Below are 22,874 nucleotides of genomic sequence, written 5' to 3' on the forward strand. Positions count from 1 at the left end.
GGTTCCAGAAGCGACCCTTCCCGAGCTGAACGCCCGCGCCCCCGAGGCCGTACTGGAGGGGAGGGAAACCAGCGCCCTTCCGCACCACCGGAGGTACCTCGCCCGTGGCGATCACCAAGCCCGTCCCGCAGCGGACCGACGACCGCGGGGAACCGGCGAAGCCGAGGGAACCGGCCGAGCCGGACGCGGAGGGCCGGCACCTCAGCTCCCCCCTCCTGCTCACCATCCTCATGATCGCGCTGGTGCTGCTGCAGAGCCCGATCCGCGGCGCGCTGGCCGCGCCGGTCATGCAGAGCTGGACCACGGTGTTCGTCGCGGTGATGGTGCAGGCGCTGCCCTTCCTGGTCCTCGGCGTACTGCTCTCGGCGGCCATCGCGGTGTTCGTGCCGCCGTCCTTCTTCGCCCGCGCCCTGCCCGCCCGCCCCGCCCTCGCCGTCCCGGTCGCCTCGGCGGCGGGCGCGGTGCTGCCGGGCTGCGAGTGCGCGTCCGTGCCGGTCGCCGGGGCGCTGGTCCGGCGCGGGGTCACCCCGGCCGCGGCGCTGGCGTTCCTGCTGTCCGCCCCGGCGATCAACCCGATCGTGCTGACGGCGACGGCCGTGGCCTTCCCCGGCAACCCGGAGATGGTCCTCGCCCGCCTGGTCGCGAGCCTGCTGGTGGCCTGCGCGATGGGCTGGCTGTGGCTGCGCCTGGGCCGCACCGACTGGCTGAAGCCGCCGGACCGTCCGTCCCACGACGGCCAGAGCAGGGGCGAGGCGTTCTGGGGCTCCGTGCGGCACGACGTGATGCACGCGGGCGGCTTTCTGGTGATCGGCGCGATGGCGGCGGCGACCCTCAAGGCGGTGGCGCCGGAGAGCTGGCTGCGCGCGGCTGCCGACAACCCCGTACTGGCGGTGCTCGCCCTGGCCGTCCTCGCCGTGGTGCTGTCGATCTGCTCGGAGGCGGACGCGTTCGTGGCGGCGTCGCTGTCGCAGTTCTCGCTGACGGCCCGGCTCACCTTCCTCGTCGTGGGCCCGATGATCGACCTCAAGCTCTTCGCGATGCAGGCGGGCACCTTCGGCCGCGCCTTCGCCCTGCGCTTCGCCCCGGCCACCTTCGCGCTGGCCGTGCTCGTGTCGGTGCTGACCGGATGGGTGATCCTGTGAACCGCCAGGCCCAGTCGGCCGTCCTGTTCCTGCTGGGCGCGTCCCTGCTGCACGCGGGCACCACCGACCTGTATCTGCGCTACGTCAAGCAGGGCCTGCGTCCGCTGGTGCTGGCGGCGGGCGCGGTGCTGGTCGCGGCCGCGATCGCGACGGTCTGGTACGAGTGGGGGCGGGCACGCAGGCACAAGGGCCGCGATGCGGACGAGGGCCACACCCACCACGAACCCCGCGTCGCCTGGCTCCTCGTCCTCCCCCTGCTCGCCCTGATCCTGGTCGACCCGCTGCCCCTGAGCGTGGTCGACTACGCGGGCCACGCCCTGCTGTCCCTGGCCCACAGCGGCAGCATCGCCCCCGACTGGTTCCTCGGCCTGGCCTGTGGCCTCGGCGGCCTCGTCGGCGGCTACCTCGGCGCCCGCCTCCAGCCGCACCTGCCCGAGACCTTCCTCCGCCTCCTCCTCGGCACCCTGGCCTCCGCACTTGGCGCCGTCTACGCGATCAACGCACTGCGCTGATCTGCTCGATCAACCTTCGCTGTCACGGAGCGATCAGTCGTCAAACATCGGTGGCGCACGCTCAACSTTCGYTGGCACAGGACAACAGTTGTCGTGGTCGCCTACTAGGGCCAGACAGGCCTAGTGTCGACACGCCGAAGTGGCTGTCTGCCTTGGTCGCAGGCCATATCGCCCGGACCGAGTCGGCACCCTGCCCGTGCCACGAGCATGCCTAGGTGTTCCGTGGCCACGGTCCCGCCAACGGCGCTGCCCGGCACGTCGGTGCAAAGTTGATCGACGTCGCCCGCCGCGCCGAGGTCTCTGCGGCGACGGTCTCGAACGTGCTGAACCGTCCGGACATGGTCGCGGAGCGAACACGGATCAAGGTGGAGACAGCCATCGCGGAACTCGGCTACGTCCGTGCGGGCCAGACGGGAGAGACGGCCGCGCACTGGCGCCGTACCGGTTTCGCGACCTGGCTGTTCCATCCGGCCACGACGGGGTGGTACCCGAAGAAGGCCCCGCAGGAGGCGCACCCCGTACCCGTGATGGCGTACCCCTGGCCAGGGGTGCCGGCGCGGGGCCGGAATGCCTCGGGCCGTGCCGACGCGTGCTGGCTGCCGATCGCAAGGGGTCTCACTCCGCACGGGCTCAGGCACTCCCATAAGACAGTCATGGAGGAGCTCGGGACCCCACCCAAACTCATGGATGAACGGATGGGACACGAGGATGGCTCAGTGCAAGCCCGCTACTCGCACATCACAGCGCGGATGAGGAACCGGCTCATGGACGAACTGACCGAGCAGTGGGAGGAGGCGTTGGCGGCACGGTCCGCCATGCACCCGCGGTCACCGGTGCGCGCGCTCGATGCGCTGCTGAGAGCGCGTCAGGAGTGACGTTGGAGAGTCAATTTCCTTGATCCACTCCCCATTCACTCCCCAGGGACCCCGGGGAACGAGTCAGGGCCGGTTTCCTGTGAAAGGAAACCGGCCCTGACCTGGTGTTTCAGCTGTCGGGGTGGCGGGATTTGAACCCACGACCTCTTCGTCCCGAATTAGGCTCTGGAAGATCGCCGACCTGGAGATTGTGTCAAAGGTGCAGGTCAGAGCGTTGGGGTGCGTCGGTCTTCGTTGGTGCTTCGGGGGCGCTGCCTCAAGATCGTCTCCAGGATTTCTCCACGGCGGTGCGAGCAGGCTGCGCTGTGGATTCCTGACTGGCAGGCGGGTGGCCAGCGCGGCCGCCTGCCGGGCATTAACACACAGAGCGAGGCAGTCTTGTCAGCCCCCTGCGGCACACTGGCCGTATGCGTGCACCCAGAGCCCAATGCCCGATATGCGGCCGCTCAGTGGCCCTCATGCCGACACGACGGCTCGGCTACGGCACAATCCATGATCACAAGAAAGACCGGCGCTCACTCATCCTGTGCGAAGGCAGCATGCAGCACATGGCCCTGGCGGATGCGCTGGTCTGGCAAGACGCCCTGCCTGGGACCAGCGAGCACCCTGAACCGGCCGCCACACTCTTCTGATGGTAGGCAGGACTGCTACCGGTGCGGGCGTTCTGCCCGTCCACCCTCCGGCAGGGGGTAGCGGTAGGCGGTAGCCACAAGCTCCTCACGCTTCGGCTTCCAGTCAGCCCACATGCGCCAACGCCCGCCATGACAGCGTAGGTTGTCGTCAAGATCAATCTGATCTATCACTATCAGGTGGGTGCCGACACCTTCAGCATGTCGGACCTCGCCTTCCGTGAGATCGATTGCCTCGCGACTGGTAGTGCTGCCTTTCACTTCAATGTGCGTCTCAGTTCCGTCTCTTCGGACGGTGATGTCCCATGGTGAGCGGTCACCCACGTCCTCCGCTTCATAGCCCAGCGATCGGTAGTGATCGAGCACCAGATTCATCGCGTACCGTTCTACGGCTCGTCGCCGCCGGGCGTCTTGCTGGCGCCCGTACCCGCTGGACGCTGCCGGCTTGGACCGGGACGTGGGAGAACGGTCAGGTACTTCCGGTTCATGAGGTTCAGAGATCGCTGTTTGGCGCAGCTCCAGCAGCTCAGGAAGCTCCTCCACCAACGCCCTTGGCAGTTTGGTGAGATAGCCCTGCGCTGCTCGAAGAGGCCGGGTCTCGGACAAGGCGAAGGGAAAGTAGACCGGGCCTTCGACTGACTCCGTGAGGTGGTCGCGCAGCGACCGGATGCGAGATTCGATCTCCCGCAGACGTGCCTGTGTGACCGGCTGCTTCAAATGCCGGTACCCGCCCAGCGGCGCCTGCCAGGCGGCCTCCGGCCCCGACGCATTCCTTTGGCGGCCGTACGTACCCCGGCTCTGCCACGTGATGGTGGATGCGAACGGCTCGCCCAGCACGTGGGAGTAGCCAACGACGCCGGGCCCGTGGTTCTTGTCCCAGTGCAGGACCAGGTCGCCAGGCCGTACCTCACGGACGAGGGCATACGACCAGTACTCCACACCCTGGTCGTTGACTTGCGGCGCAAGCAGATTGGTGCCGATGTCGTCGCGGTTTGTGATCTCCAGCCAGTAGCGTTCGCTCGGATCTCGTCTCCACCACCGGTTTACAGGCATGCCCCCACCCCGACTATCGACTTGGCTGGCTGCCGATCATGCCAGGGACAACCGCTGCCCCAGAGCCGAACGCACCCTTCCACCCCTGCAGCTATGCCCCGATGACAGGCATCGGTAGTGATCGGCGTCACGGTGGCTTTGTGACGGTTGCTCACCTTACGCATGGAGCGGATCAGGAACCGACACATTTACAGCGGGCTGGTCACACACGCTCTGAACAGCAAATCCTCCCGCGATACGTCCCTCTGGGGGATACATGGGGGCACTCGGTGTTCTAGGCACTCCGGAAACACGGCGAGCATCAGATGTCGGCGCTCGACTCCTTGGCCTTTTGCAGCAGAGCCTCCTGGTGACGACGGCTGCGCACATCGTCCTTGCGCAAACTCCTGCCCTCGTTCAAGACAGACTGAAACTGCTCGGTGGCAAGCTGGACTGCAGTAGTGATCGCTCCTTCAATCCTCTCCGAGTCCGAAATCTTGAACCTCACCTTCTTGGCGCCCCTCAGCCGCTGTTTTGCTGCCTCTGTATCAGAGGTTTCGAAGATAGGTACAAGTTCCGGCGTGATCAGAGCGGACACCATCATCGCGATGTGATACTTCGCGGCTTTGAGAGTGGTCGAGTCGGGTGTTCGGGCGAAGAATCTGTCTACCCGATACAAAATCCAGGCCGCGTAGTAGTAAGCCTCAACGGAGTATTCACCCCAAACGAACGAACCCTCAACCTCTAGCTCCTTCGGAGCACCGATCGCTCGGAAAGAATCACCGAACAGTGTTGCAGCGACCGCTCGGTTGAGTTCGGGAGTCGTGACAACGCGAGTCCTCGGGAAATCAAGAGACGCATGCTGGTTCTGCCGAAGATACCGTAGGCCGTTCACGCCCGACTGGTTGAAAAACTCTTCCACGTCTTTCGCCATCTGGGAACTCGCCTGAATGTCAGTTGAGCCGATGGGAGTTTGCAGGTTAGTAGCGATCGCCACGTTCGTTCGCACCCCAGCGTCGCCTGAGCTGACGATCTTCACCGGGATCCAAAGGTCAGAGAGTAGGGCCGGCTTGGCCTTAACCTCTTCGCTTGCCGCCCACCTAACGAGCTGGTGACTCGTCTGCCCGCCATTTACGATCTGATACCCGGAGATGAAGAATCTGTCACCCGACCCTCGGAGAGATGTCGCAATGATCGTGAGCCCGTTGTTGAGGAAGGGAAAGTGCTCGCGGTCGTCGCTCTGAAGGGTTCTCGTGATCCGGATATTCACCGGGTTGTGGCTACCGAGATCGAGACGCACATTGTCGTCGAAGATCCCTGGTCGTACGGAGCCAGTTTCATCCGTCAGCAGCTTCATCACCTCCCTGCCGGACAAGAGACCGATGTAAGCCTCACTCACCCGCTCAGTCGCAGGGATGGTCTGCCGCTTTTCAAAGTTGAACTGAATGTTCTGTGGTCCGTGACGCTCTTTCAGCTTTGCAGCTAGTGCATCGTGGCCATGAGTGTTGAGGTGCAGAGGTTCTGAATAAATGCCCTGGGCTCGAATGCGATCGATCGCTTCTGTGACCTGAAGTTCTTGCTGTGCGCTCTTCCCGTCATTACTGCTGGTGGTGACGTAGAAGAGTTCGCACGGGATTCGCGTGTCTTGAAACTTGTCACCGTTCTCTGCGATCCGATCGATCAAAGCAGCCAGGTCAACCAGAGCCGGAGGAAGCTTGACGCTATTCGCCTTAATCGCGTACTTTGTCACGGCCTCGACGCCGTGGAGGAACTTCGCGATGAGCTTAGAGTCGTAGGACTCGCTTGTCTTGGCCTGGATGAAGATTACCCGCGCTGAATTGGACGCCTGATCTGAGATAAGGTCGTCGATTTCTGAGGGTTCCGAGACGAACTGTCCGTTGACTACGACGGCAGCGATGTCGATGCCCTCGTCGGTCCCACCGCCGAGAACAGCGCGCTCAATCTGCTCGACATCGTCCCGTACATAAGGGAAGAGGTAGTTGGCTGCGACGTACAGCTCGAACTGCTTCGCCTCGCTCCCCTCGAAGCCAAAGTCTCGTGCAAACTTGGCCACTCGCTTTCCCGTGAGCGTGTGCACTTCGTCCCCCTAGCCAGCGCGAGCGCTGATCGTCATCACACGTGTTAGTCAGTGAGGGTAGCGTCTGGGTTGCCGTCGACGTGCGCAAATGGTCTTGCTTCACGTGCGCTTCCACGGCGGAACGTTCCAGCTTGATCAATTCGTCGGGGATGTCTGCCACGGCCGGATCCTTAGCCGACGCTTGCGGCATCCTGACCGCCACCCGGGCAATGTTCAAACGCCAGGTCGGGCGGCAACATCGGCCGGCAGGAGCCGACTGGTGAATCCGTCCAGGCACAGCCGTTCGTAGGCAGCCATGACGGCATCAGGGACATCCTGTTCGATCGCTAGATCCCAGCCGGGGAACACGAGCACACGCTGAAGCGCGCCCACGATCATGTCAATCACCATTCGGGCATCCCCGATTGAGTCGGCGTACTCCTCCAAGCCCATCGGCGTGGACGCGCACACCACTTTGACCTCCGGCCAGAGCTTTCGCATCATGCCGTACGAACGCCGTTCCTCATACGGCTTGCTCACGAGCAGGACGGATGTGACGGCGATATCGGCCTCTGCCAGCACCGCCTTCGTGAACTCGATGTTCTCGCCTGTGTTCGTTGCGCGCGGCTCCAGCAGGACGGCGGAGTCGGGAACGCCAAGCTGCAGTGCCCGCTCGCGGTAGTGGACAGCCTCCCCGCGTGGCATGCGTGCTCGGGRCGTAGGGCTGGTGGCCCCGGTGAACACGATGACTGGCGCCATGCCCTGGTGATACAGCTCCGAGGTCACGTCAGCCACGCCGAGGTCGTGGCTGCCCAGACCGACGGCCACCGAGCAGGGCTGCGGGGTGTGGTGCATGCGGTGGTAGTCCCACAGAAGCCGTGCATCCGCCCATGCCTGCGCCGAGATCATTTCTGCCCCTTCTTGTCCTGTGCCGAGTCCGGAACCTTGAAGTCGTACTCCCACGCAAAGCGTGAAGCCGAGTGGATGCCCACCGCGAACTCAACCACCGTGCCATCGGCCGTGAACGTGGTCCGGTGCAGCTCGACTACGGGCTCACCGAGGGGGAGCTGTAGGAGCTGCACCTCATCCGCAGTCGGAATGCGGGCGAACAGGGCCTCTCTCATGTGGTCGATCTCGTACCCGGCGTCGTAGAGGACCCGGTATCCGCCACCGCGGCCAGCGGGACCCGGGGTCGGGTCGACGATGCGCGTCCCCTCAACGTGCTCCGGCCTGTAGTAGCTGGTCAGGGTGTGAGTCGGCTGCGTCCCCTCCTTCACGAGGCGGGCGCGTGCGTACACCTCGGAGCCAACTGGGACGCCAAGCCTCTCCGCCACAAGGCTGTCCGCCTGGACGCGGCTCACGGTCTGCGTCTGCTCGTTGCGCTTGTATGCGCGGCCCGAGGCGACGCGGTCAGCTATGAACGCAACTTCGTCCCCGTCGCGCCACTTCGCCTTGTCGTAACGGGAGATGCCGAGCCGCTTGAGCGGAGCGCGCGGACGCACCACGGTGCCGTGTCCGCGCGTCGACGTCACAAGGCCTTCAGCCTCCAGGGCCTTGAATGCCTTGTGGACGGTCTCCTTTGAGCCTTCCCCTGCCTCGACTAGGTCTCTGATCTGGGGCAACTGGGCGCCCGGGGCGTACTCACCGCTCCTGATCTGCTCCGCGAGCCTGTCCGCCAGGTCGCGCCACTTCGGTGCCACGCAGAACTCCTCTCGACGCGAACTAGTGAAGCACAGTCCTAGGACTGTTGACAGTCCTAGGACTGCGTGCCATCTTCTTCTCGGGCGGCTCGCAGTCCTAGGACAGCGGGCCGGAAGGGGCCTTCTTTGGGCTGCCTTCAGGCCGTGCCGGTTCGGGATTGCTTAGCAGGAAGGCGGCTTCGGTCGCACGCCGCGAGCCCCGAGCTGGGTGTTCCTTGACATCGCGAATACGTGGGTTTCTGAGCCGTCTCCCCCGAAGTGACGGCCGCGCGGATGCAAGGCCGCGCACCTGCACGTCGCCAACCCCTCCGCGGCGCTGAGCGCTGCGGCCGGTTGCCTCCGCTGCTCGTCTCGTACGAGCAGCGCTGAGGGGAGCCGGATCTACCGACTTCAACGGCGCGCGGCTCCCGGGGTGCCACCCGGGAGCCGCTGTTCGGGCCGTTCCACTGTGAGAGGAACACGACCCAATGAGCGACATCGTCACTGTTCAGGATGCTGTTACCGCGTTCGCCGACTGGAACGAGCCGACGGAAGCGGAGCTGGACGCCATCGACCGCGAGATGCCCGTCATCCTCGCCGACGTCGACCTGCTCGACGCGCACATCGCCACCCTCGACCGCACGCCGACCGAGCTGGACGAGCGGCGCATCCGCCGGGCCCGGCGCCGGGCGCTGGCCGCGCGGGTGGACCTGGTCAACTCCATCGACTCCGGCGTGGTGGCCTGATGGAGCAGACGTTCACGGCGCAGATGTCCGTGTTCAAGGGGCGGTGGCGCCTGTACATGGTGCTGCTGAACACCACCGACGTGTGGCCGGAGTTCGGCTTTGACCGGGCCGTTCCGGTGCCGACGTTCACGGAGCGTACGGAGGCGCTCAGCGTGCTCGGCTTCGAGCCGGTTCCGGGCGCTGAGTGGGCGTGGACCGAGGACAGCGAGACCTACGGTGACCCCGCCTCGCCGGTCGTGCTGATCGCCACCATGCAGGTGCGTTCACGGGAGGGGTGGGGAGCGTGAACGCTGTTCAGATCCGTTCAGCCGAGCGTGCGTTGTCAGCCGGTACGTGGCTGATCGTGGCGGGCGCGATGCTGTATTCGATCCTCACCGTCACGCCGCTCGCCGCCGCCCACACCCCCGACAAGTGGGACTGGACGGCCCCGATCCTCCCGCTCGTGGTGGACGCGGCCGTGGTCATCGTGGTCCGTCTCGATGCGGTGCTGGCCCGTCTCGGGGGCCACGGCGGCAGGTGGCCGGTGGTCCTGCGCTGGATGACCGGCTGCATGACCCTCGCCCTGAACGTCGCCGACTCCGCACTGAAGAACGACCTGGTGGGCGTGGCCGTGCATGCGGTCGCCCCGATGCTGCTGATCGTCACGGCAGAGACCGGTCTTGCCTACCGGCGTGCGATCGCGGCGGCTGTCACCGCTCTGGAAGAGCGGCAGCAGGCCGAGCGGGAAGCACGCCGGCAAGCCGTGCGGGAGGAGCATGAGGCCGCTGTGCGGCTGGCCCGTGAGGAGCGCGAGCACGCCGCGATGCTGGCCCGTGAACAGCGTGAACACGAAGCCGCTCTCGCCCGCGAGCTAGCCGAGCGGGAGGAACGGGCCCGCCGGGAGGAACGCGAGCAGCAAGCTGCCGAGCGCGCGGCTCGTGAACGCGCTGAGCGCGAGCGTGAACAGCAGCGGGCCGAGCGTGAACGCCGTGAACGCGCGGAGGCTGAGCACCGCGAGCGTGAGCGTGCCGAGCTGGCCGAGCGTGAACGCCGTGAACACGCTGAGCGCGAGGAGCTGGCCGAGCGTGAACGCGCCGCACTGCTGGCCCTCGGACCGGCCACAGAGAAATTCCCCGAGGACCGGGCCCGCAGTCTCGTGAGGGCGGCGTTCGAGGCCGCGTTGCCGGTGCGAGCCGCCGCGGAACTGTGCGGCTGGTCGGTCGGCTGGGTCTCCACCCGCTACGCCGAACACCGTGACCCCGGTGCCGGTGCCGGTGCCGGTGGTGGTGGCGCTGAGCTGGCCATCGCGGGCCGCTGATGACTGCCATTCCGATGTACGTCTGGCGTCTGGCGCCGGACGGGCTGGCCACCCGCCGCCAGCTCCGCGCGAAGGGGCTGCGGCCCGGTGGTCAGGACGTGATGGCACAGATCGAACGCCCCCGCCGTCGCCGTCCGCCGCTGGTCGCCTACCTCTACCGCGTCGACGCCGCGAAGCCCGTGCCCCATGACGCCGGCGAAGTGGGCGGCGCTCGGCAAGGCCAACGCCGCCCGCCGTACCTGCCCGCAGTGCCGGGCGGATGCCGGTTACGTCCTCCCCGCCGAGCTGGGGGTGTGCGTGCCGTGCGCGTACCCCGACGACGAACAGCGCGCCGCCTGACCCTTCAACTTCCAGGAGACACACCACATGCGTGCCACGACTGCCTGGCCCGAGGACGTCATCGCCCGCTACCTCACCCACGCTGCCGAGCTGCTGCACGACCCGGAGCTGACGGTGGACGTCGCCAAGGGCCCCGAGAAGTCCACCGCCACCTGCCTGGGCTGCGGTATCCGCTTCAGCAAGTGGGCGTACGAGACGAGCGCCGTCAAGCACTGGGCGCAGCAGCACGCCGAGAAGTGCCGCGCGCTGCCCCGCCCGACCGCGTGAACACCCCCACCACCTCCGCCGCTTCCCCTCTCTCACCCGGGAGTACCGCTGTGTCCAGCCGTACCCGCACCCGCGCCGCGAAGTCCGGCGCGAGCGTCCACACCGTCCGCATCCCGCGCCAGCGTGGCCGCCGTGGCGGTGACCCGTTCGTGGTCGTGGTGCCCGAACGCCCCTCCCTGACCCGCCAGGCGCTCACCGGTCTCGCACTGATCCTGTGGGATCACCGCCGCGCGCTCGCCCCGACCGGCCTCGCCCGGGTGGCGCTGGCGGTGGCCGGCCTGCTGCACGCGATGGCCTGGTGGTCCGGTCTGCTGCTCGCCCCTCTCGCGGCCGGTCCGCTGGTGTGGCTGGCGGTCATGCAGCGCCGCCGTCCCGGCACCGGATCCGTCCTGGCCTGGCGTATCGGCCTGGCCGTCCTCGCCTCAACCGGGCTGGCCTGGCTGGCGCTGGCCGCCGGGTTCGGCCCGCTGACCGGTCCTCTTGAGCTGGTCTGGCTGCTCGGTCTGATCGCCGCTCAGGCCGCCTGGTTCATCGTCCGCCGCACCCACTGACCTCAAGGAGATCGCCAGATGGCAGACAACGGATCGGCCAACCGGGCCGCCAACCGGCGCTACCGGCAGGCTCAGCAGGCGGGCAGGCCGAGGGTCGACGCAACCACAGGAACCAGCGACAAGCCGGACAAGTTCGCCAACGCGGGCGCCGCGGCTGGCGGGTTCGTCGGCGCGCTGGGCGGCTCGATCGTCCCGCCGATCAACGTCACCGTGAACAACAACAAGAACGTCGCCCGCGGGGGCGGGGGCGGATCGCACGCCCAATCCCTGCTGCCGTCCCCGGAGTTCACCTCCCCGGCGCAGGTACGGAACTACTGCAACACCCTGCGCGCGGCCGGTGTGACGCTGTCGATCGAGGTAGCCATGGCTGCCGAGATCCTCAAGGGCGTGCTGGCGGCCGTGCCGGACCCCGACGGGCGCGCGTTCGGCTCCCGCATCCGCGCCGCGAAGGTGGCCCGCAAGATGCAGGGCGCCGCCAACGACCTGCGGGACGCGGCGAAGAAGGCCGCTGCCTGCTACTCGACCTTCCAGCAGGAGTTCGAGGAAGAGATCAACCGCGTCCGCCACCGTGCCCGCAAGCCGCAGCAGCCGGTCATCGACTGGGCCCAGCAGTAAGGAGGTACGACCATGGGGCACAAGTGGACCGACCAGGACGGCCGGACCTACCCCCTTCGGGTCGACGCAGTGCACGAGGCTCAATCCAGCGGAGGCACGGTGCGGGCGTACCTGCTGAACCGGGCCAAGCCGCACCTTCCGCCGTGGCTCGCCGTGGGCGGGCTCGGCCTGGCAGGCGGGGGCGCCAGCCTCATGTGGGCAGGCTCGGCCGGGGCGGCCGTGGGGCTCACCCTGTCGTCCGTCGCCCTGACGGCCGCGACCTGGTGGGCGGGCCGGTCCACGAGCGCACAGCGTCGCCTGCACTCCGCCATCACCGTGGCGGCCGGCACCGCCTGGTTCACCGCCGCATCACTGGCCGGACCGCTGGCCGGGCCGCTCCCCGACCTGTACCTGATGGGCGGCGCCACCATCGCCCTGTCGTGGAACGTCCGCATGATGCTCCGCACCTCGGACGCGCCCGGCGAGAACAGCGACAAGGGTCTGTTGGCCAAGGTCGGGCTGGCGCGGGCACAGATCGGCGCGGCGAAGGTGGAGCCGAACCGGGTCACCGCGCCGGTCGCGCTGGAGGCCGGTGAGCAGACCAACGAGGACGTCACCAAGGCTCTGGCGCGTATCGCGTCCGCGCTGGACCTGCCGACGTCCGCCGTGCGCTACACCCCGGACGCAGGCTCCGCGCGGCGCGGTGAGCTGGTGATCGTGCCCGAGGACATGCTGTCCGAGGTGGTGGAGTGGGAGGGTCCCTCGAACCTGGGTGGTTCGATCGCCGAACCGCTCGATCTGGGCCGCTACGACGACGGTGCACCGCTGGTGATCTGGCTGCCGGGAGACCCGGACGCCGGCCGCAACTCCACCCACCTGCTGATCGCGGGCGGGACCGGTTCCGGCAAGGGCGACACCGCGCTGAACCTCCTGACGGAGATCCTCTCCCGCCGGGACGTCATCGTGATGTTCTCCGACCCCAAGGCGTTCCAGGACTTCGCGCCGCTGCGCCCCGGCCTGGACTGGGGTGTCGAGGGCGGCACGGACACCGAAGTCATGGTGGAGGCCGTCAACGCCGCCATCCCCGCCCGAACCCGCTGGCTCGGGGCACACGGCTACCGCCAGTGGACCCCCGCAGCAGCGCAGCAGCAGAACGACCCCGAGCACACCTGCCGTGCGGGCGGCCGGGCGTGCGGCTGTGAGGGGATGCCGTTCATGGTGGCCTGGTTCGAGGAGGCCGCCAACACGCTGCGCGCGCTGGGCGACGACGCGTTCACCGGTATCGCTCAAGAGGCCCGCTCCGCCGGGATCTCCCTGATCGTCTCGCTCCAGCGCCCGTCGTACGACCAGATGTCCACCTCCACCCGCGCTTCCCTCCCGTCCGTGATCGCGCTCGGCTGCGACGCACGCGACGAGGGGTTCTCCCTGCCGGACGAGGTACTGGCCGCTGGCGCGCACCCGGGCGCGTGGGGCAACCGGCGGCCCGGCTACTGCTACGTCGTCAGCCCCGGCATCCCCGAGGACCGCTACCCCTCCCCGGCCCGCACCCGCCGCTTCACCCAGCGGGCCGTCAACGTCATGGAAGCCCTCGCCGCGTGGGCGCAGAGCAACGGCGCAGCAGCCGACCCCGTCACCGCGGGCGCGGTCTCGTCCATCGCGGGACGCGCCTACACCGGCCGGAGGGGCGCGGGCGACACGGGCAGGTCTCAGCTCACGCTCGTGAACGGGGAGGACGACATGGACGGCGGGCCGCTGGTCGCCCCGGAGGACGCGGACATCGACCCCGACGCCGAACTGCCGGAGTCGGAGGAGGGCGACGACGTCCCGCTGTTCGGGCAGGAGAGCGGACACAAGCCCTCCCCTGAGGAGGCGCGGGAGCTGTTCGCCCAGGCGCTGGAGGAGTTCGAGAACGACGGTCAGATGATCGTCGGTCCGAAGGACTTCACCGACTGGTGCGACCGGCACCACCTCTCCCGCTCCTGGGTGTCGCTGCGGCTGAAGGACGCCGCCCTGGAGGGCCGACTGGAGGCGACGAACACCACCGGCCGGTGGCGCATCGTCCCCGCCCTCGCGGCGGCGTAACACCCCTAACGGTGTTACGCCGCCTAACACCCAAAACCCTAGGCAGACGCAGTGTTACGCGCCCTAACACCCGACGCGTAACACCCCCTCACACCTGCCTGACACCCACCCACACGGGCCCGCGTCACACCCTGGCGCGGGCCCGCGCGGCTCACCCGAGGGAGCCCTCATGGTCCACCCCGAGCGACCCATGGCCGTCGAAGTCCACCACCCCCAACCCGTCACCGTGCACTCGCCCGCCGCGCCGCTCGTACCCGTCCAGCCGGGCGCGGTTCCGGCAGTGACGAGCGTGGTCCTGCCGGACGGACGAGTCGTCACCGGCTACGCCATCGAGCCTGCCAAGCCCGAACCAGTCGCGGTCAAGCCGCCTGTCTCCCGCGCGGCCGTGAACGTCGCCCTCGGAGGTGTCGGCTTCCTCGCCGTGTGCGGCGGACTGCTGCTGCTCACCACGTTCATCACCGCCCTCACGGCGCTGATCACTCAGCTCATCACGCTCGCCGCCGTTTGCTTCGGCGGGTTCGTTGCCGTGCAGATCTTCAAGCCCACCGGCGACGGCAAGAGCGGCAACACCTTCCACATCCGCAAAGCGATCTTCAAGCGCAACCACTTCAACGGCTGACCAGCGAGAGGAACTCCGCATGGACGACATCGCCAGCGAGGACAACGAGGACTTCGCCTGCGGGGAAGGGCACTGCATCTGTTACTGCATCGGCGCTCTGCACGCCTGCGGGTGCGACTGCCCCCGATGCCCCTACTGCCAGCAGGACCCCGAGAACTGCGACTGCGACGACTGACCAAGCAACGCCAAAGGCGGCCCCCTCTCGCCAAAGACCGGGCCGCCCTTGTCCAGCCAGTCACCCATCAAGGAACTGGAGACCTCCAGCATGACCCAACCCACCGACATCCGGCGAGCACCGGTTGTATCCCGGCCCCTCAGGGTCGCGGATGCGTCGGTCATGAGCGCGACCGGAGCAGGTAGCCCTGTGCTCGCCGACAGCATCGTTGAACTGTTCCGCGGACCTGGCGGCTGGGCAGAGGGCCTGCGCATGCTCGCCCTGGCCGACACCGGCCTTGAGTGGGACACCGCGGCATGCCAGACCGCACACGCCGCGGGCCACGCGACCATCCAGACCGACGTAGCCGCCTGCCCGACCGACCTGTTCGAATGCGTCACCGGGCTCATTGCGTCACCGCCGTGCCAGGCCTGGTCCCGTGCCGGGAAGCGCGGCGGATTCACCGATCAGGTGCTCGTGCACCAGGCCGTTCACGACCTGGCCCATGGCCGCGACACCCGTACCGAACTCCTCGCCCAGTGCAAGGACGAGCGGTCCCTGCTTGCCGCAGAGCCGATGCGCTGGCTGTACGACCTGCGCCCTGAGTGGGTGTGCCTGGAGGAAGTCCCCGACGTCCTCCCGCTGTTCCGGCAGATCGCTGCCGTGCTGCGGGAATGGGGCTACAGCGTATGGGCGGGCGTGGTGAACGCCGCCGACTACGGCGTCCCCCAGAGCCGGCGCCGCGCGATCCTCATCGCCTCCCGCGCCCGGCCGGTCACCGCGCCAGCGCCGACGCACAACGAGCATGAAACCGCCGGCCTGTTCGGCGACGACCTGCCCCGCTGGATCACGATGGCAGAGGCACTCGGCTGGGGCGCCACGGACCGCCCCGCACCCACCGTCACCGCCGGCGGCGGCAAGACCGGCGGCCCCGAACCGTTCCCCTCCCAGGCCCGCGCCGCCCTGCTCGCCGCCCAGCGGCGCGGCGCCTGGGTCCTCCACACCAACCGCAACCAGCAGCCCGACGGCAGCCGGCAGACCGCCGACCCCTACGCCGCCCCCGCGCCCACCTTCACCGCCAAGTCCGGTAGCCAGTGGGTGCTGCGCAGCAGCGCCCAGGACGAGCCGGACACCGTCCGCATCACCGTCGCCGAGGCCGCCGTCCTCCAGTCGTTCCGGCCCGACTACCCGTTCCAAGGCACCAAGACCAAGCAGTTCGAGCAGGTCGGCAACGCCGTGCCGCCGCTGCTCGCCGCACACGTCGTCTCCGTGCCCACTGGCATCCCGGTCCGGTCCACCTTGGGGGCGGCAGCATGAGTGAACACCTGCGCACCGCGCTCGACCTGGCTGCCTCCGGCCTTCCGCCCCTGCCCCTGCGGGCGGGCAAGGTCCCGTTCGGCAACTGCCGCCGCTGCGCCGACAACGCTTGCGGCGGCCGCCCCAACATGAAGACCCCGGGGCCCTGCGTCTGCCCCGGCCCGTGCCACGCGTGGGCGGCCGCGACCACCGATCCGGACGTCATCACCTCCGGGCCCTGGCGCCGCGCCTGGCTGCGAGCCGAGGCGGTCGCCTACCACCCGGGCGGGGCGGGGCTGACCGTCGTGGACCTGGACAACGCCGACGCGATCGCATGGGCCCGCGAGAACCTGCCCGCCACGCAGGTCGTGCCCACCACCCGGGGCGAGCACTGGATCTACTTCGGCCGGATGCAGTCTGCCAACGCGGTCCGGCCCGGCGTGGACATCAAGTCGACGATGGCCTACGCCCGCTGGCTCGGGTTCGGCACCGGCACGATGGCCGACCTGCCGGATGCCGTGCGCGCGCTGGCCGCGAGCAAGCCCGCCCCGGTCGGGCCCGCGCTTCCGACCGCCACGGCGCCCGCGCCGGCCAGGGGCGGGGAATGCCGCCACCGCACACCCGCCTACCTCGAACGCGGGATCGCCATGGCCGTACAGCGCATCACCCAGACGTCCAGCGGCGTGCACACGGCCGTGTACCGCACGTTCCTGGCCGTGCTCTCCACGCACGGCCGGTGCGGCTGCCTCACCGAGGACCACATCGCCCGCCTGTTCACCGCGGCTCAGGCCAAGGGCGAATCACCCCGGCACTGCACCGACGCGTGGACCAACGCACGCACCGCACTGGGGATGTGACCGTGTCCGACGACGACGAGAAGACTCCCGCCCGCAAGGTCATCACCGACTACGCGCAAGCGCACTTCCGCTACTTCCGCACCATCGACGGCACCGTCTACGCCCAGCGCAACGGCCACCCCGTCGCACGCCCGATCCGCTCCCAGGGCACCACCGGCAGCCATCGGCAGGAACTCATGGTCGGCCTGTTCAAGGACGGGGTCGGCGTGTTCAACGGCACCGCGCTCAAGGAGGCACTCGACTTGATCGAAGCACTCGCGCTGACCGAGGACGTACAGCCCACCCACATCCGTGTGGCGCCTGGGTTCGACGGTGCGACCTGGCTCGACCTGGGCCGCACCGACGGCCAGTCTGTCCGCATCCACCCCACCGGATGGGACATCCGCACCCCCGACCCGCAGGAAGTCTGCTGGAGGCGCACCCAGCTCACCGGCGAACTCCCCCGGCCCGCCAAGGACACCAACGGCAAGGGCATCGACCTCCTGCTCGGCCTGTGCAACTTCGCCGGCGCCGAAACCGAATCCCTGGCCCTGGCCTGGCTGATCGGCTGCCTGGAACCCTCCGTGCCCGTCCCCGCCCCCTTCCTCACCGGCCCCCAGGGCGCGGGCAAGTCCACCGGCGGCCGCATGCTCGTGCGGGTCATCGAGGGGATGAGCGGCGACCTGCGCCGGGCCCCGAAGGACGAGGAGAACATGATCACGGCCGTTGCTGCCGGATGGGTCACGGCCCTGGACAACCTCTCCCACCTGCCCCCGGACCTGTCCGACCTCATGTGCTGCATCGTCACCGGCGCCGAGAGCATCAAGCGCGCGCTGTTCACCGACGGCGACGTCGTCCGCTCCCGCTACCGGCGCCCCATGCTGCTGACCGGTATCGACGTCGGCGTCATCCGGCCCGACCTCGCCGAACGCCTCCTCCCGCTCCGCCTCGTACGGCCCAAGGTGCGGCGCACCGAGGCAGAGCTGTGGGCGGAGTACGCAGAGATCCTCCCCGTCGTGCTCGGCTCCCTGCTCGACCTGACCGTCAAGGTGCGGGCCGCTCAGGCAGACACCCCCACCGACCTGCGCATGGCCGACTTCGCCCACCTGTGCGCGCAGCTCGACGCGGCCACCGGCTTCGCCTCACTGGCCGCCTACCGGGCCAGCCTCGACGACCTCAACGACGACGTCATCGAAGGAGACCTGCTCGCACAGACGGTCCTCAAGCACGCCGCCGAACTCGACGAGGGCGCGGAAGTCCGCATGACGTCCTCGGAATGGCTGCACTGCCTCACCACCCTCTACAGCGGCGAGGAGTGCCGTCCCCTGCCCAAGGGATGGCCCACCACGGGCAAGGTCCTCTCCGACCGCCTCAAGCGGCTGCAACCCACCCTCGCCGCACGCGGCGTCCTCATCGACTCGGGGCGCACCCGAGAGGGCCGCTACATCGAGATGACCCGCGCCGCCCCGCTCGCCCCCTACCAGCAAGAAGCGGCGCTCTGACCGCCACGGCGCGCGGACAAGCAAGAGGAGCACCCCCGCCCGGCAACGGGTGCTCCTCTTGTTGTTCCGGCGGCTTGCCGCCGCATAGACGTGCCGCTGCGCGGCTCCGCATTCGTCCTGAGCCGCGCCACACCACCAACAGACCCCCTCGTCTTTTCCTAAGTAAGGAAGCTCTGCGTCACAGCGTCACACGATCATGAAACCCGCCCCTTGACCTGCGCATACAGGCGTGACGCAGACGGCCCCCATCTGCGTCACGCCGCGTCACCCGCGTCACCCGCGACGGACAGCCTGCGTCACGCGTGACGCACCCCCGACGCCCTGCGTCACGCAAACCCGCAGGTCACAGCCCCGGTTGACGCACGTGACGCGGTGACGCAGAAATCCCCACTTCGGACAGGTCCAAGCGTCGGAACCCCGAAGCCAGCCCAAGAGGAGACATGAAAGTGCGTCAGAAGATCACTGACTTGCCTCAGCTCTACTCTGCTGCGGATGTTGCCCAAGCTCTCCGTTGCTCCGAGTGGTGGGTGAAGGAACAGGCCCGGAGGGGACGCATTCCCTTCACCAAGCCCGGAGGCAGCTACCGGTTCACGGCTGACCACGTTGCAGAGATAACGCGCATCTTCGAGAGCCGTCCCACCGAAAGCAGCAGCGCTGCCGTACCAGTCTCACAAGCGCCGCGCCGCCGGGCGGCCACCGCAGCGGCGTCCGTCACCTCGCTGAAGGCAAGGACCCCGCGCAGGGCGCGACACGGCCAATCGCGGTCCACCGCAGCCTGATTCCGTGTGCCGCCCGGCCCTCCAGCCGGGCGGCAACCCCGCTGATAGGGAGAGTAAGTTGGGTTACGCCGAGAACCTCGGCAGCTACTGGCGCGGCCGGTACAAGCTCGCGCCCGGCAAGTACGCCACTGTGCGCGATGCGGATGGTGACGCCATCCGCTTCCGGAGCAAGGCAGCGGCAAAGAAGGCGGCGGATGCCGAAGAAGCGAAGCTGCTGGCCGGAACGAAGAAGGCGCCTCCTGAGCGGGTCACTTTTGGCGCCTACGTGAACCGCTGGTACGCCGCGCAGGACTTGGCGGCGTCCACCATGCAGAACTACCGGCGGCACATCGAAGAGCACTTGCTCCCTGCGTTCGAGGATTTCGCCATTGCCGACATCCTGAGCACCGACATTGCCGCTTGGGAGAAGCGAGAACGCGCCGTTCCCTACGCGGCTACCAGCGTCAAGACATGGCGGGCGACACTGCACCTGATCCTTGCCGACGCTGTTGACGAGGGTCTGCGTGATTCCAACCCAGCGACCAAGCGACGCGGACGAGGGAAGCGCGCCGGCCGTTCCCGCAACCGTGGCCCGGAGAAGGCGGTCACCACGGCGCTCGGCATTCTGCTGCTCGCCGAGCGGATGGCGCTGCTGTCCGGCCGAGACGATGAGTTCGTTGGTGGAGTCCTCAAGGGCTACACAGGAATGCGTTGGGGCGAGATCGTTGGCCTTGAGACCGAGTTCGTTCGGCCGAAGAGCATTCGCGTTGAGTGGCAGCTCTACGAGCTGGATACCGGCGAACTGCACCGTTGCCCGCCCAAGGACGACTCCTACCGGGACATTGACACTCCGAATTTCCTCGCCGCACTGGTTGCGAGCCACATCGCCCGGACGAAACCGAAGCCTTGTGAGTGCCACGGACTGGCCTACGTCTTCCGTGGTCACGGCGCTGCCAATGGCTCTGTGAGCCGTCCGGGGGCAAAGCAGGTCGACGTCGCTCGCCGCGCCGGCGTCTCGACGGGCACGGTCTCCAACGTCCTCAACCGCCCTGACGCTGTGGCGGAGCCGACTCGCCTGAAGGTGCTGGAGGCCATCACCGATCTCGGGTACGTCCGTAATGGGGGAGCGGGCGAGCTGGCCGCACACTGGCGACGCTCGGGCTTCGCCACCTGGCTCTTTCGACCTGCCGCCACGGGACGGTACCCCGGACGCGGCAATCAGGAAGAGCACCCAGTGCCGGTGGTCGCTGAGCCATGGCCCGGGATTCCGGCACGTGGGCGAGGGGCGTCCAAGCGGTCTGAGGCGTGCTGGGTGCCGATCGCTCCCGGGCTGACGCCGCACGGGCTGCGCCATACGCACAAGACGCTGATGAGAGAAGTGGGGACCCCGCCGAAGCTGATGGACGAACGCATGGGTCACGAGGACGGCTCGGTGCAGTCCCGCTACGACCACATCACGCCCAGGATGCGGCAGGCACTGATGATTGCGCTCACCGGGATGTGGGAGGAGGCGTTGGACGCGCGCCGAGCGATGAGCCCCGGCTCGCCCGTGGGTGCTCTGGATGCGCTGCTGAGGGCTCGCGGCTAGGGCACTGGTCTGGAGACGATTTCCAAGATCTTCTCCAGGATTTCTCCAGAGAGCCTCTGGAGAACAGGTCAGGGCCGGTGCTGATCTCTCAGCACCGGCCCTGACCTGGTGTTTCTCTGTCGGGGTGGCGGGATTTGAACCCACGACCTCTTCGTCCCGAACGAAGCGCGCTGCCAAGCTGCGCTACACCCCGATGTCGCTGCTTGTCGCGGCGACGACGTTTACTTTAGCCCACCGGTGGCTGGAGACGAAATCCGGTTTTCGCGCGGTGGTGGACGCGGTGGCGGATCGGGTTCGGGCGGGCGTGGTCGAGGGCCACGAGGAGGATGGCCAGGGCGTAGATGGCGAGGCCGAGGAGGAGGGCGTTGCCGAGGACGCTCTTGTAGCCGTCCTGGGCCACGTCGAGGAAGGGGTAGAGGTAGCGCCCCGGCGTGCCGGGGACGAGGAGCTCGCCTCGGGTGAGCGTGAAGGCCAGGTAGGTGAGGGGGTAGAGGAGCCACGTCGCCGCCTGGCGCAGGTGCAGGTCGCCCGGGGGCGTGAGGAGCAGCCAGTCCAGCAGGGCGGCGATCGGTGTCACCGTGTGCAGGATCTGGTGGGTGATCGCGTGCCAGCCCGTCGGATCGGCGGCCTCGCCCGTGAGGACGCCGGGCAGGGCGAAGGGGCTCGACTCGTTGGCCAGGAGCAGGTGGTAGACGAGGCCCGTGACCAGGGCGTAGAGCAGTGTGCCGCCCGTCAGGGACGAGGGGAGCGGGGGGCGGGCGGTCCAGGCGCGGCGGGCCGAGGAGAGGAAGACGAGCGCCAGCAGGACGTTGCTCTGGATCGCGAAGTGGCTCAGGGTGCGCAGGGGGCTGCCGAGGGTCAGTTCGACGGTCACCGCCGCGGCCGCGGACAGGGCCACCAGCAGGCGGAACACGGCGGCCAGGCGGCGGGGTGCGGGGGCCACCACCGCCGTGGCGGGGACGTGGGACGGCATCAGCACGGGCATGCCCGGTATCGCGGGGAGGTCCGGGATGTCCCTGGGTATCGGGGCGGTCATGGCCTCACGCTAAGCAGCGTGGGTGAAATGGGCGATATGAGTGGTCCGTGCGAGTTAGGGAGGCACTGCGGATTGACCGGGCGTGGCGTCGCCCCGGGCCGGCCTACTTCTCCCGCGTGAGCCTCACGGCGTCACTCCCGCCCCACCAACGTCAGCAACGTAGCCTCCGGCGGGCAAGCGAAGCGGAACGGGGTGTAGCGGTTGGCGCCGCAGCCTGCCGAGACGTGCAGGTAGGACATGCGGTCCTGTGCGGTGTGCGTGGACAGGCCCCTCGCCCGGTCCGTGTCCAGGTCGCAGTTGGTGACCAGGGCGCCGTAGAAGGGGACGCGGAGCTGGCCGCCGTGGGTGTGGCCGGCCAGGATCAGCGGGTAGCCGTCCGCCGCGTACGAGTCCAGGACGCGCAGGTACGGCGCGTGGACCACGCCCATCGCGAAGTCGGCGGCGTCCGACGGGCCGCCGGCCACCTGCTCGTAGCGGTCCCTCTTGATGTGCGGGTCGTCCAGGCCGGTGAGCTCCACCGAGATGCCCTCGACCTTCAGCATCCCGCGCGTGTTCGTCAGGTTGAGCCAGCCCGCGGAGTCGAAGCCGTCGCGCAGGTTCTGCCAGGGGTTGTGGATCACTCCGACGGCGGGCGCGTTGCCGTTCAGGCCGTGCCGGCCCTGGGCCTTCTCCAGCAGGTAGAGGGCGGGGTTGCGCAGCTTGGGGCCGTAGTAGTCGTTCGAGCCGAAGACGTACGCGCCCGGGAACTCCATCAGCGGGCCCAGCGCGTCCAGCACCTCCGGCACGCCCTCGGGGTCCGACAGGTTGTCGCCCGTGTTGATCACGAAGTCGGGGCGCAGGCCCGCCAGCGAGCGCAGCCAGCGCTGCTTCTTGCGCTGGCCGCCGACCATGTGGATGTCGGAGACCTGGAGCAGCCGCAGCGGGCGCATACCGGCGGGCAGGACGGGGATCGTCACCCGTCGCAGACGGAAGGAACGGGCCTCGAAACCCGCCGAGTACAGCAGACCGGCGGCACCAACCGCCGTGATTCCCAGGGGTACTCCGTATCGCGCGCGCATACGACCATCGTGTCAGACATCGTGTCAGACTTTCGAGGCCCGTTCCTTCCGTCTGCGACGGGTGACGATCCCCGTCCTGCCCGCCGGTATGCGCCCGCTGCGGCTGCTCCAGGTCTCCGACATCCACATGGTCGGCGGCCAGCGCAAGAAGCAGCGCTGGCTGCGCTCGCTGGCGGGCCTGCGCCCCGACTTCGTGATCAACACG

The 22,874-nt window shown here is 68.3% G+C and carries 23 protein-coding genes, 1 tRNA gene and 3 pseudogenes; 20 read left to right on the top strand and 7 right to left on the bottom strand.

Translation table 11 applies throughout. From position 1 onward, the window contains the following. Nucleotides 1-104 precede the first annotated feature (104 nt). The 4 genes and pseudogenes from EAO75_RS10760 (at nt 105) to EAO75_RS45720 (ending at nt 3,161) form a co-directional block, all read left to right on the top strand. Nucleotides 105-1,142, top strand: a complete 1,038-nt coding sequence (locus EAO75_RS10760) for a permease (RefSeq protein WP_187284385.1) — start codon at nt 105-107, stop codon at nt 1,140-1,142. After that, nucleotides 1,139-1,654, top strand: a complete 516-nt coding sequence (locus tag EAO75_RS47180) for a TSUP family transporter (protein ID WP_147995239.1) — start codon at nt 1,139-1,141, stop codon at nt 1,652-1,654. The genes EAO75_RS10760 and EAO75_RS47180 overlap by 4 nt, the downstream gene beginning before the upstream one ends. A gap of 134 nt (nt 1,655-1,788) precedes the next feature. Next, nucleotides 1,789-2,529, top strand: a pseudogene (locus EAO75_RS10770) (LacI family DNA-binding transcriptional regulator); the annotation flags it as partial. A gap of 458 nt (nt 2,530-2,987) precedes the next feature. Then, the gene (locus EAO75_RS45720; protein WP_166681609.1) at nt 2,988-3,161 is read left to right on the top strand and encodes a hypothetical protein; all 174 of its coding nucleotides are present in this window, start codon (nt 2,988-2,990) and stop codon (nt 3,159-3,161) included. A gap of 15 nt (nt 3,162-3,176) precedes the next feature. Here the strand turns inward: EAO75_RS45720 and EAO75_RS10775 are convergent, their stop codons facing one another. The 4 genes from EAO75_RS10775 to EAO75_RS10790 all read right to left on the bottom strand — a co-directional run bounded on the left by EAO75_RS10775 (nt 3,177) and on the right by EAO75_RS10790 (nt 7,967). Continuing rightward, the gene (locus EAO75_RS10775) at nt 3,177-4,211 is read right to left on the bottom strand and encodes a protein NO VEIN domain-containing protein (RefSeq protein WP_147994836.1); all 1,035 of its coding nucleotides are present in this window, start codon (nt 4,209-4,211) and stop codon (nt 3,177-3,179) included. A gap of 301 nt (nt 4,212-4,512) precedes the next feature. After that, on the bottom strand, nt 4,513-6,288 hold the full coding sequence (locus tag EAO75_RS10780; protein ID WP_147994837.1) for an AIPR family protein: 1,776 nt from the start codon (nt 6,286-6,288) through the stop codon (nt 4,513-4,515). 213 nt (nt 6,289-6,501) lie between these two features. Further along, complete coding sequence (locus EAO75_RS10785) at nt 6,502-7,176, bottom strand: YdcF family protein (protein ID WP_147994838.1); 675 nt, start codon at nt 7,174-7,176, stop codon at nt 6,502-6,504. After that, complete coding sequence (locus EAO75_RS10790; protein WP_147994839.1) at nt 7,173-7,967, bottom strand: GntR family transcriptional regulator; 795 nt, start codon at nt 7,965-7,967, stop codon at nt 7,173-7,175. Before EAO75_RS10790 ends, EAO75_RS10785 begins: the two co-directional genes overlap by 4 nt. A 467-nt stretch (nt 7,968-8,434) precedes the next feature. Between EAO75_RS10790 and EAO75_RS10795 the strand changes: the two genes are divergently transcribed. The 15 genes and pseudogenes from EAO75_RS10795 (at nt 8,435) to EAO75_RS10860 (ending at nt 20,575) form a co-directional block, all read left to right on the top strand. Beyond that, the gene (locus tag EAO75_RS10795) at nt 8,435-8,692 is read left to right on the top strand and encodes a DUF6284 family protein (protein WP_147994840.1); all 258 of its coding nucleotides are present in this window, start codon (nt 8,435-8,437) and stop codon (nt 8,690-8,692) included. Further along, entirely contained in the window at nt 8,692-8,979 is a 288-nt protein-coding gene (locus EAO75_RS10800) for a DUF6303 family protein (protein WP_147994841.1), read from the top strand. Before EAO75_RS10795 ends, EAO75_RS10800 begins: the two co-directional genes overlap by 1 nt. Beyond that, nucleotides 8,976-9,989, top strand: a complete 1,014-nt coding sequence (locus EAO75_RS10805; protein WP_147994842.1) for a DUF2637 domain-containing protein — start codon at nt 8,976-8,978, stop codon at nt 9,987-9,989. Before EAO75_RS10800 ends, EAO75_RS10805 begins: the two co-directional genes overlap by 4 nt. Further along, nucleotides 9,989-10,328 (top strand): annotated as a pseudogene (locus EAO75_RS10810) (RRQRL motif-containing zinc-binding protein). The gene EAO75_RS10805 and the pseudogene EAO75_RS10810 overlap by 1 nt, the downstream one beginning before the upstream one ends. Nucleotides 10,329-10,355: 27 nt before the next feature. Beyond that, complete coding sequence (locus tag EAO75_RS10815; RefSeq protein WP_147994843.1) at nt 10,356-10,595, top strand: hypothetical protein; 240 nt, start codon at nt 10,356-10,358, stop codon at nt 10,593-10,595. A 50-nt stretch (nt 10,596-10,645) separates the two neighbouring features. Then, complete coding sequence (locus EAO75_RS10820) at nt 10,646-11,146, top strand: hypothetical protein (RefSeq protein WP_147994844.1); 501 nt, start codon at nt 10,646-10,648, stop codon at nt 11,144-11,146. Nucleotides 11,147-11,164: 18 nt separating this feature from the next. After that, nucleotides 11,165-11,761 carry a plasmid transfer protein TraA gene (traA, locus tag EAO75_RS10825; RefSeq protein ID WP_147994845.1) on the top strand — a complete coding sequence of 199 codons (597 nt, stop codon included), beginning with the start codon at nt 11,165-11,167 and terminating at the stop codon, nt 11,759-11,761. Nucleotides 11,762-11,773: 12 nt separating this feature from the next. After that, nucleotides 11,774-13,822 carry a plasmid transfer protein TraB gene (gene traB, locus EAO75_RS10830; protein WP_147994846.1) on the top strand — a complete coding sequence of 683 codons (2,049 nt, stop codon included), beginning with the start codon at nt 11,774-11,776 and terminating at the stop codon, nt 13,820-13,822. A gap of 169 nt (nt 13,823-13,991) precedes the next feature. Then, the gene (locus EAO75_RS10835; protein ID WP_147994847.1) at nt 13,992-14,441 is read left to right on the top strand and encodes a hypothetical protein; all 450 of its coding nucleotides are present in this window, start codon (nt 13,992-13,994) and stop codon (nt 14,439-14,441) included. A 19-nt stretch (nt 14,442-14,460) separates the two neighbouring features. Next, nucleotides 14,461-14,616 carry a hypothetical protein gene (locus tag EAO75_RS45725; protein ID WP_187284386.1) on the top strand — a complete coding sequence of 52 codons (156 nt, stop codon included), beginning with the start codon at nt 14,461-14,463 and terminating at the stop codon, nt 14,614-14,616. 162 nt (nt 14,617-14,778) lie between these two features. Beyond that, nucleotides 14,779-15,912 (top strand): DNA cytosine methyltransferase, encoded by a 1,134-nt coding sequence (locus EAO75_RS10840; protein WP_147994848.1) that lies wholly within the window; start codon nt 14,779-14,781, stop codon nt 15,910-15,912. After that, nucleotides 15,909-16,748, top strand: a complete 840-nt coding sequence (locus EAO75_RS10845) for a bifunctional DNA primase/polymerase (RefSeq protein WP_147994849.1) — start codon at nt 15,909-15,911, stop codon at nt 16,746-16,748. Before EAO75_RS10840 ends, EAO75_RS10845 begins: the two co-directional genes overlap by 4 nt. 2 nt (nt 16,749-16,750) lie before the next feature. Beyond that, the gene (locus EAO75_RS10850) at nt 16,751-18,229 is read left to right on the top strand and encodes an ATP-binding protein (protein WP_410092227.1); all 1,479 of its coding nucleotides are present in this window, start codon (nt 16,751-16,753) and stop codon (nt 18,227-18,229) included. Between the two features lie 440 nt (nt 18,230-18,669). Further along, nucleotides 18,670-19,008: a helix-turn-helix domain-containing protein gene (locus tag EAO75_RS10855; protein WP_147994851.1), complete on the top strand. Its 339-nt coding sequence runs from the start codon at nt 18,670-18,672 to the stop codon at nt 19,006-19,008. Nucleotides 19,009-19,066: 58 nt separating this feature from the next. Further along, a complete protein-coding gene (locus EAO75_RS10860; protein ID WP_147994852.1) occupies nt 19,067-20,575 on the top strand; it encodes a LacI family DNA-binding transcriptional regulator in 1,509 nt (502 codons plus the stop codon). A 119-nt stretch (nt 20,576-20,694) separates the two neighbouring features. Here EAO75_RS10860 and EAO75_RS10865 read toward each other — a convergent pair. From EAO75_RS10865 to EAO75_RS10875, 3 genes are all read right to left on the bottom strand, one after another. Then, nucleotides 20,695-20,768: transfer RNA gene (locus tag EAO75_RS10865), tRNA-Pro, on the bottom strand. A gap of 33 nt (nt 20,769-20,801) precedes the next feature. Continuing rightward, nucleotides 20,802-21,611 carry a Pr6Pr family membrane protein gene (locus EAO75_RS10870; protein WP_147994853.1) on the bottom strand — a complete coding sequence of 270 codons (810 nt, stop codon included), beginning with the start codon at nt 21,609-21,611 and terminating at the stop codon, nt 20,802-20,804. A 131-nt stretch (nt 21,612-21,742) separates the two neighbouring features. Further along, nucleotides 21,743-22,669, bottom strand: a complete 927-nt coding sequence (locus EAO75_RS10875) for a metallophosphoesterase (RefSeq protein ID WP_147994854.1) — start codon at nt 22,667-22,669, stop codon at nt 21,743-21,745. Between EAO75_RS10875 and EAO75_RS10880 the strand changes: the two are divergent. Further along, nucleotides 22,668-22,874 (top strand): annotated as a pseudogene (locus EAO75_RS10880) (hypothetical protein); the annotation flags it as partial. The gene EAO75_RS10875 and the pseudogene EAO75_RS10880 overlap by 2 nt on opposite strands.

The sequence above is a fragment of the Streptomyces sp. UW30 genome, assembly GCF_008042075.1.
GTDB lineage: Bacteria > Actinomycetota > Actinomycetes > Streptomycetales > Streptomycetaceae > Streptomyces.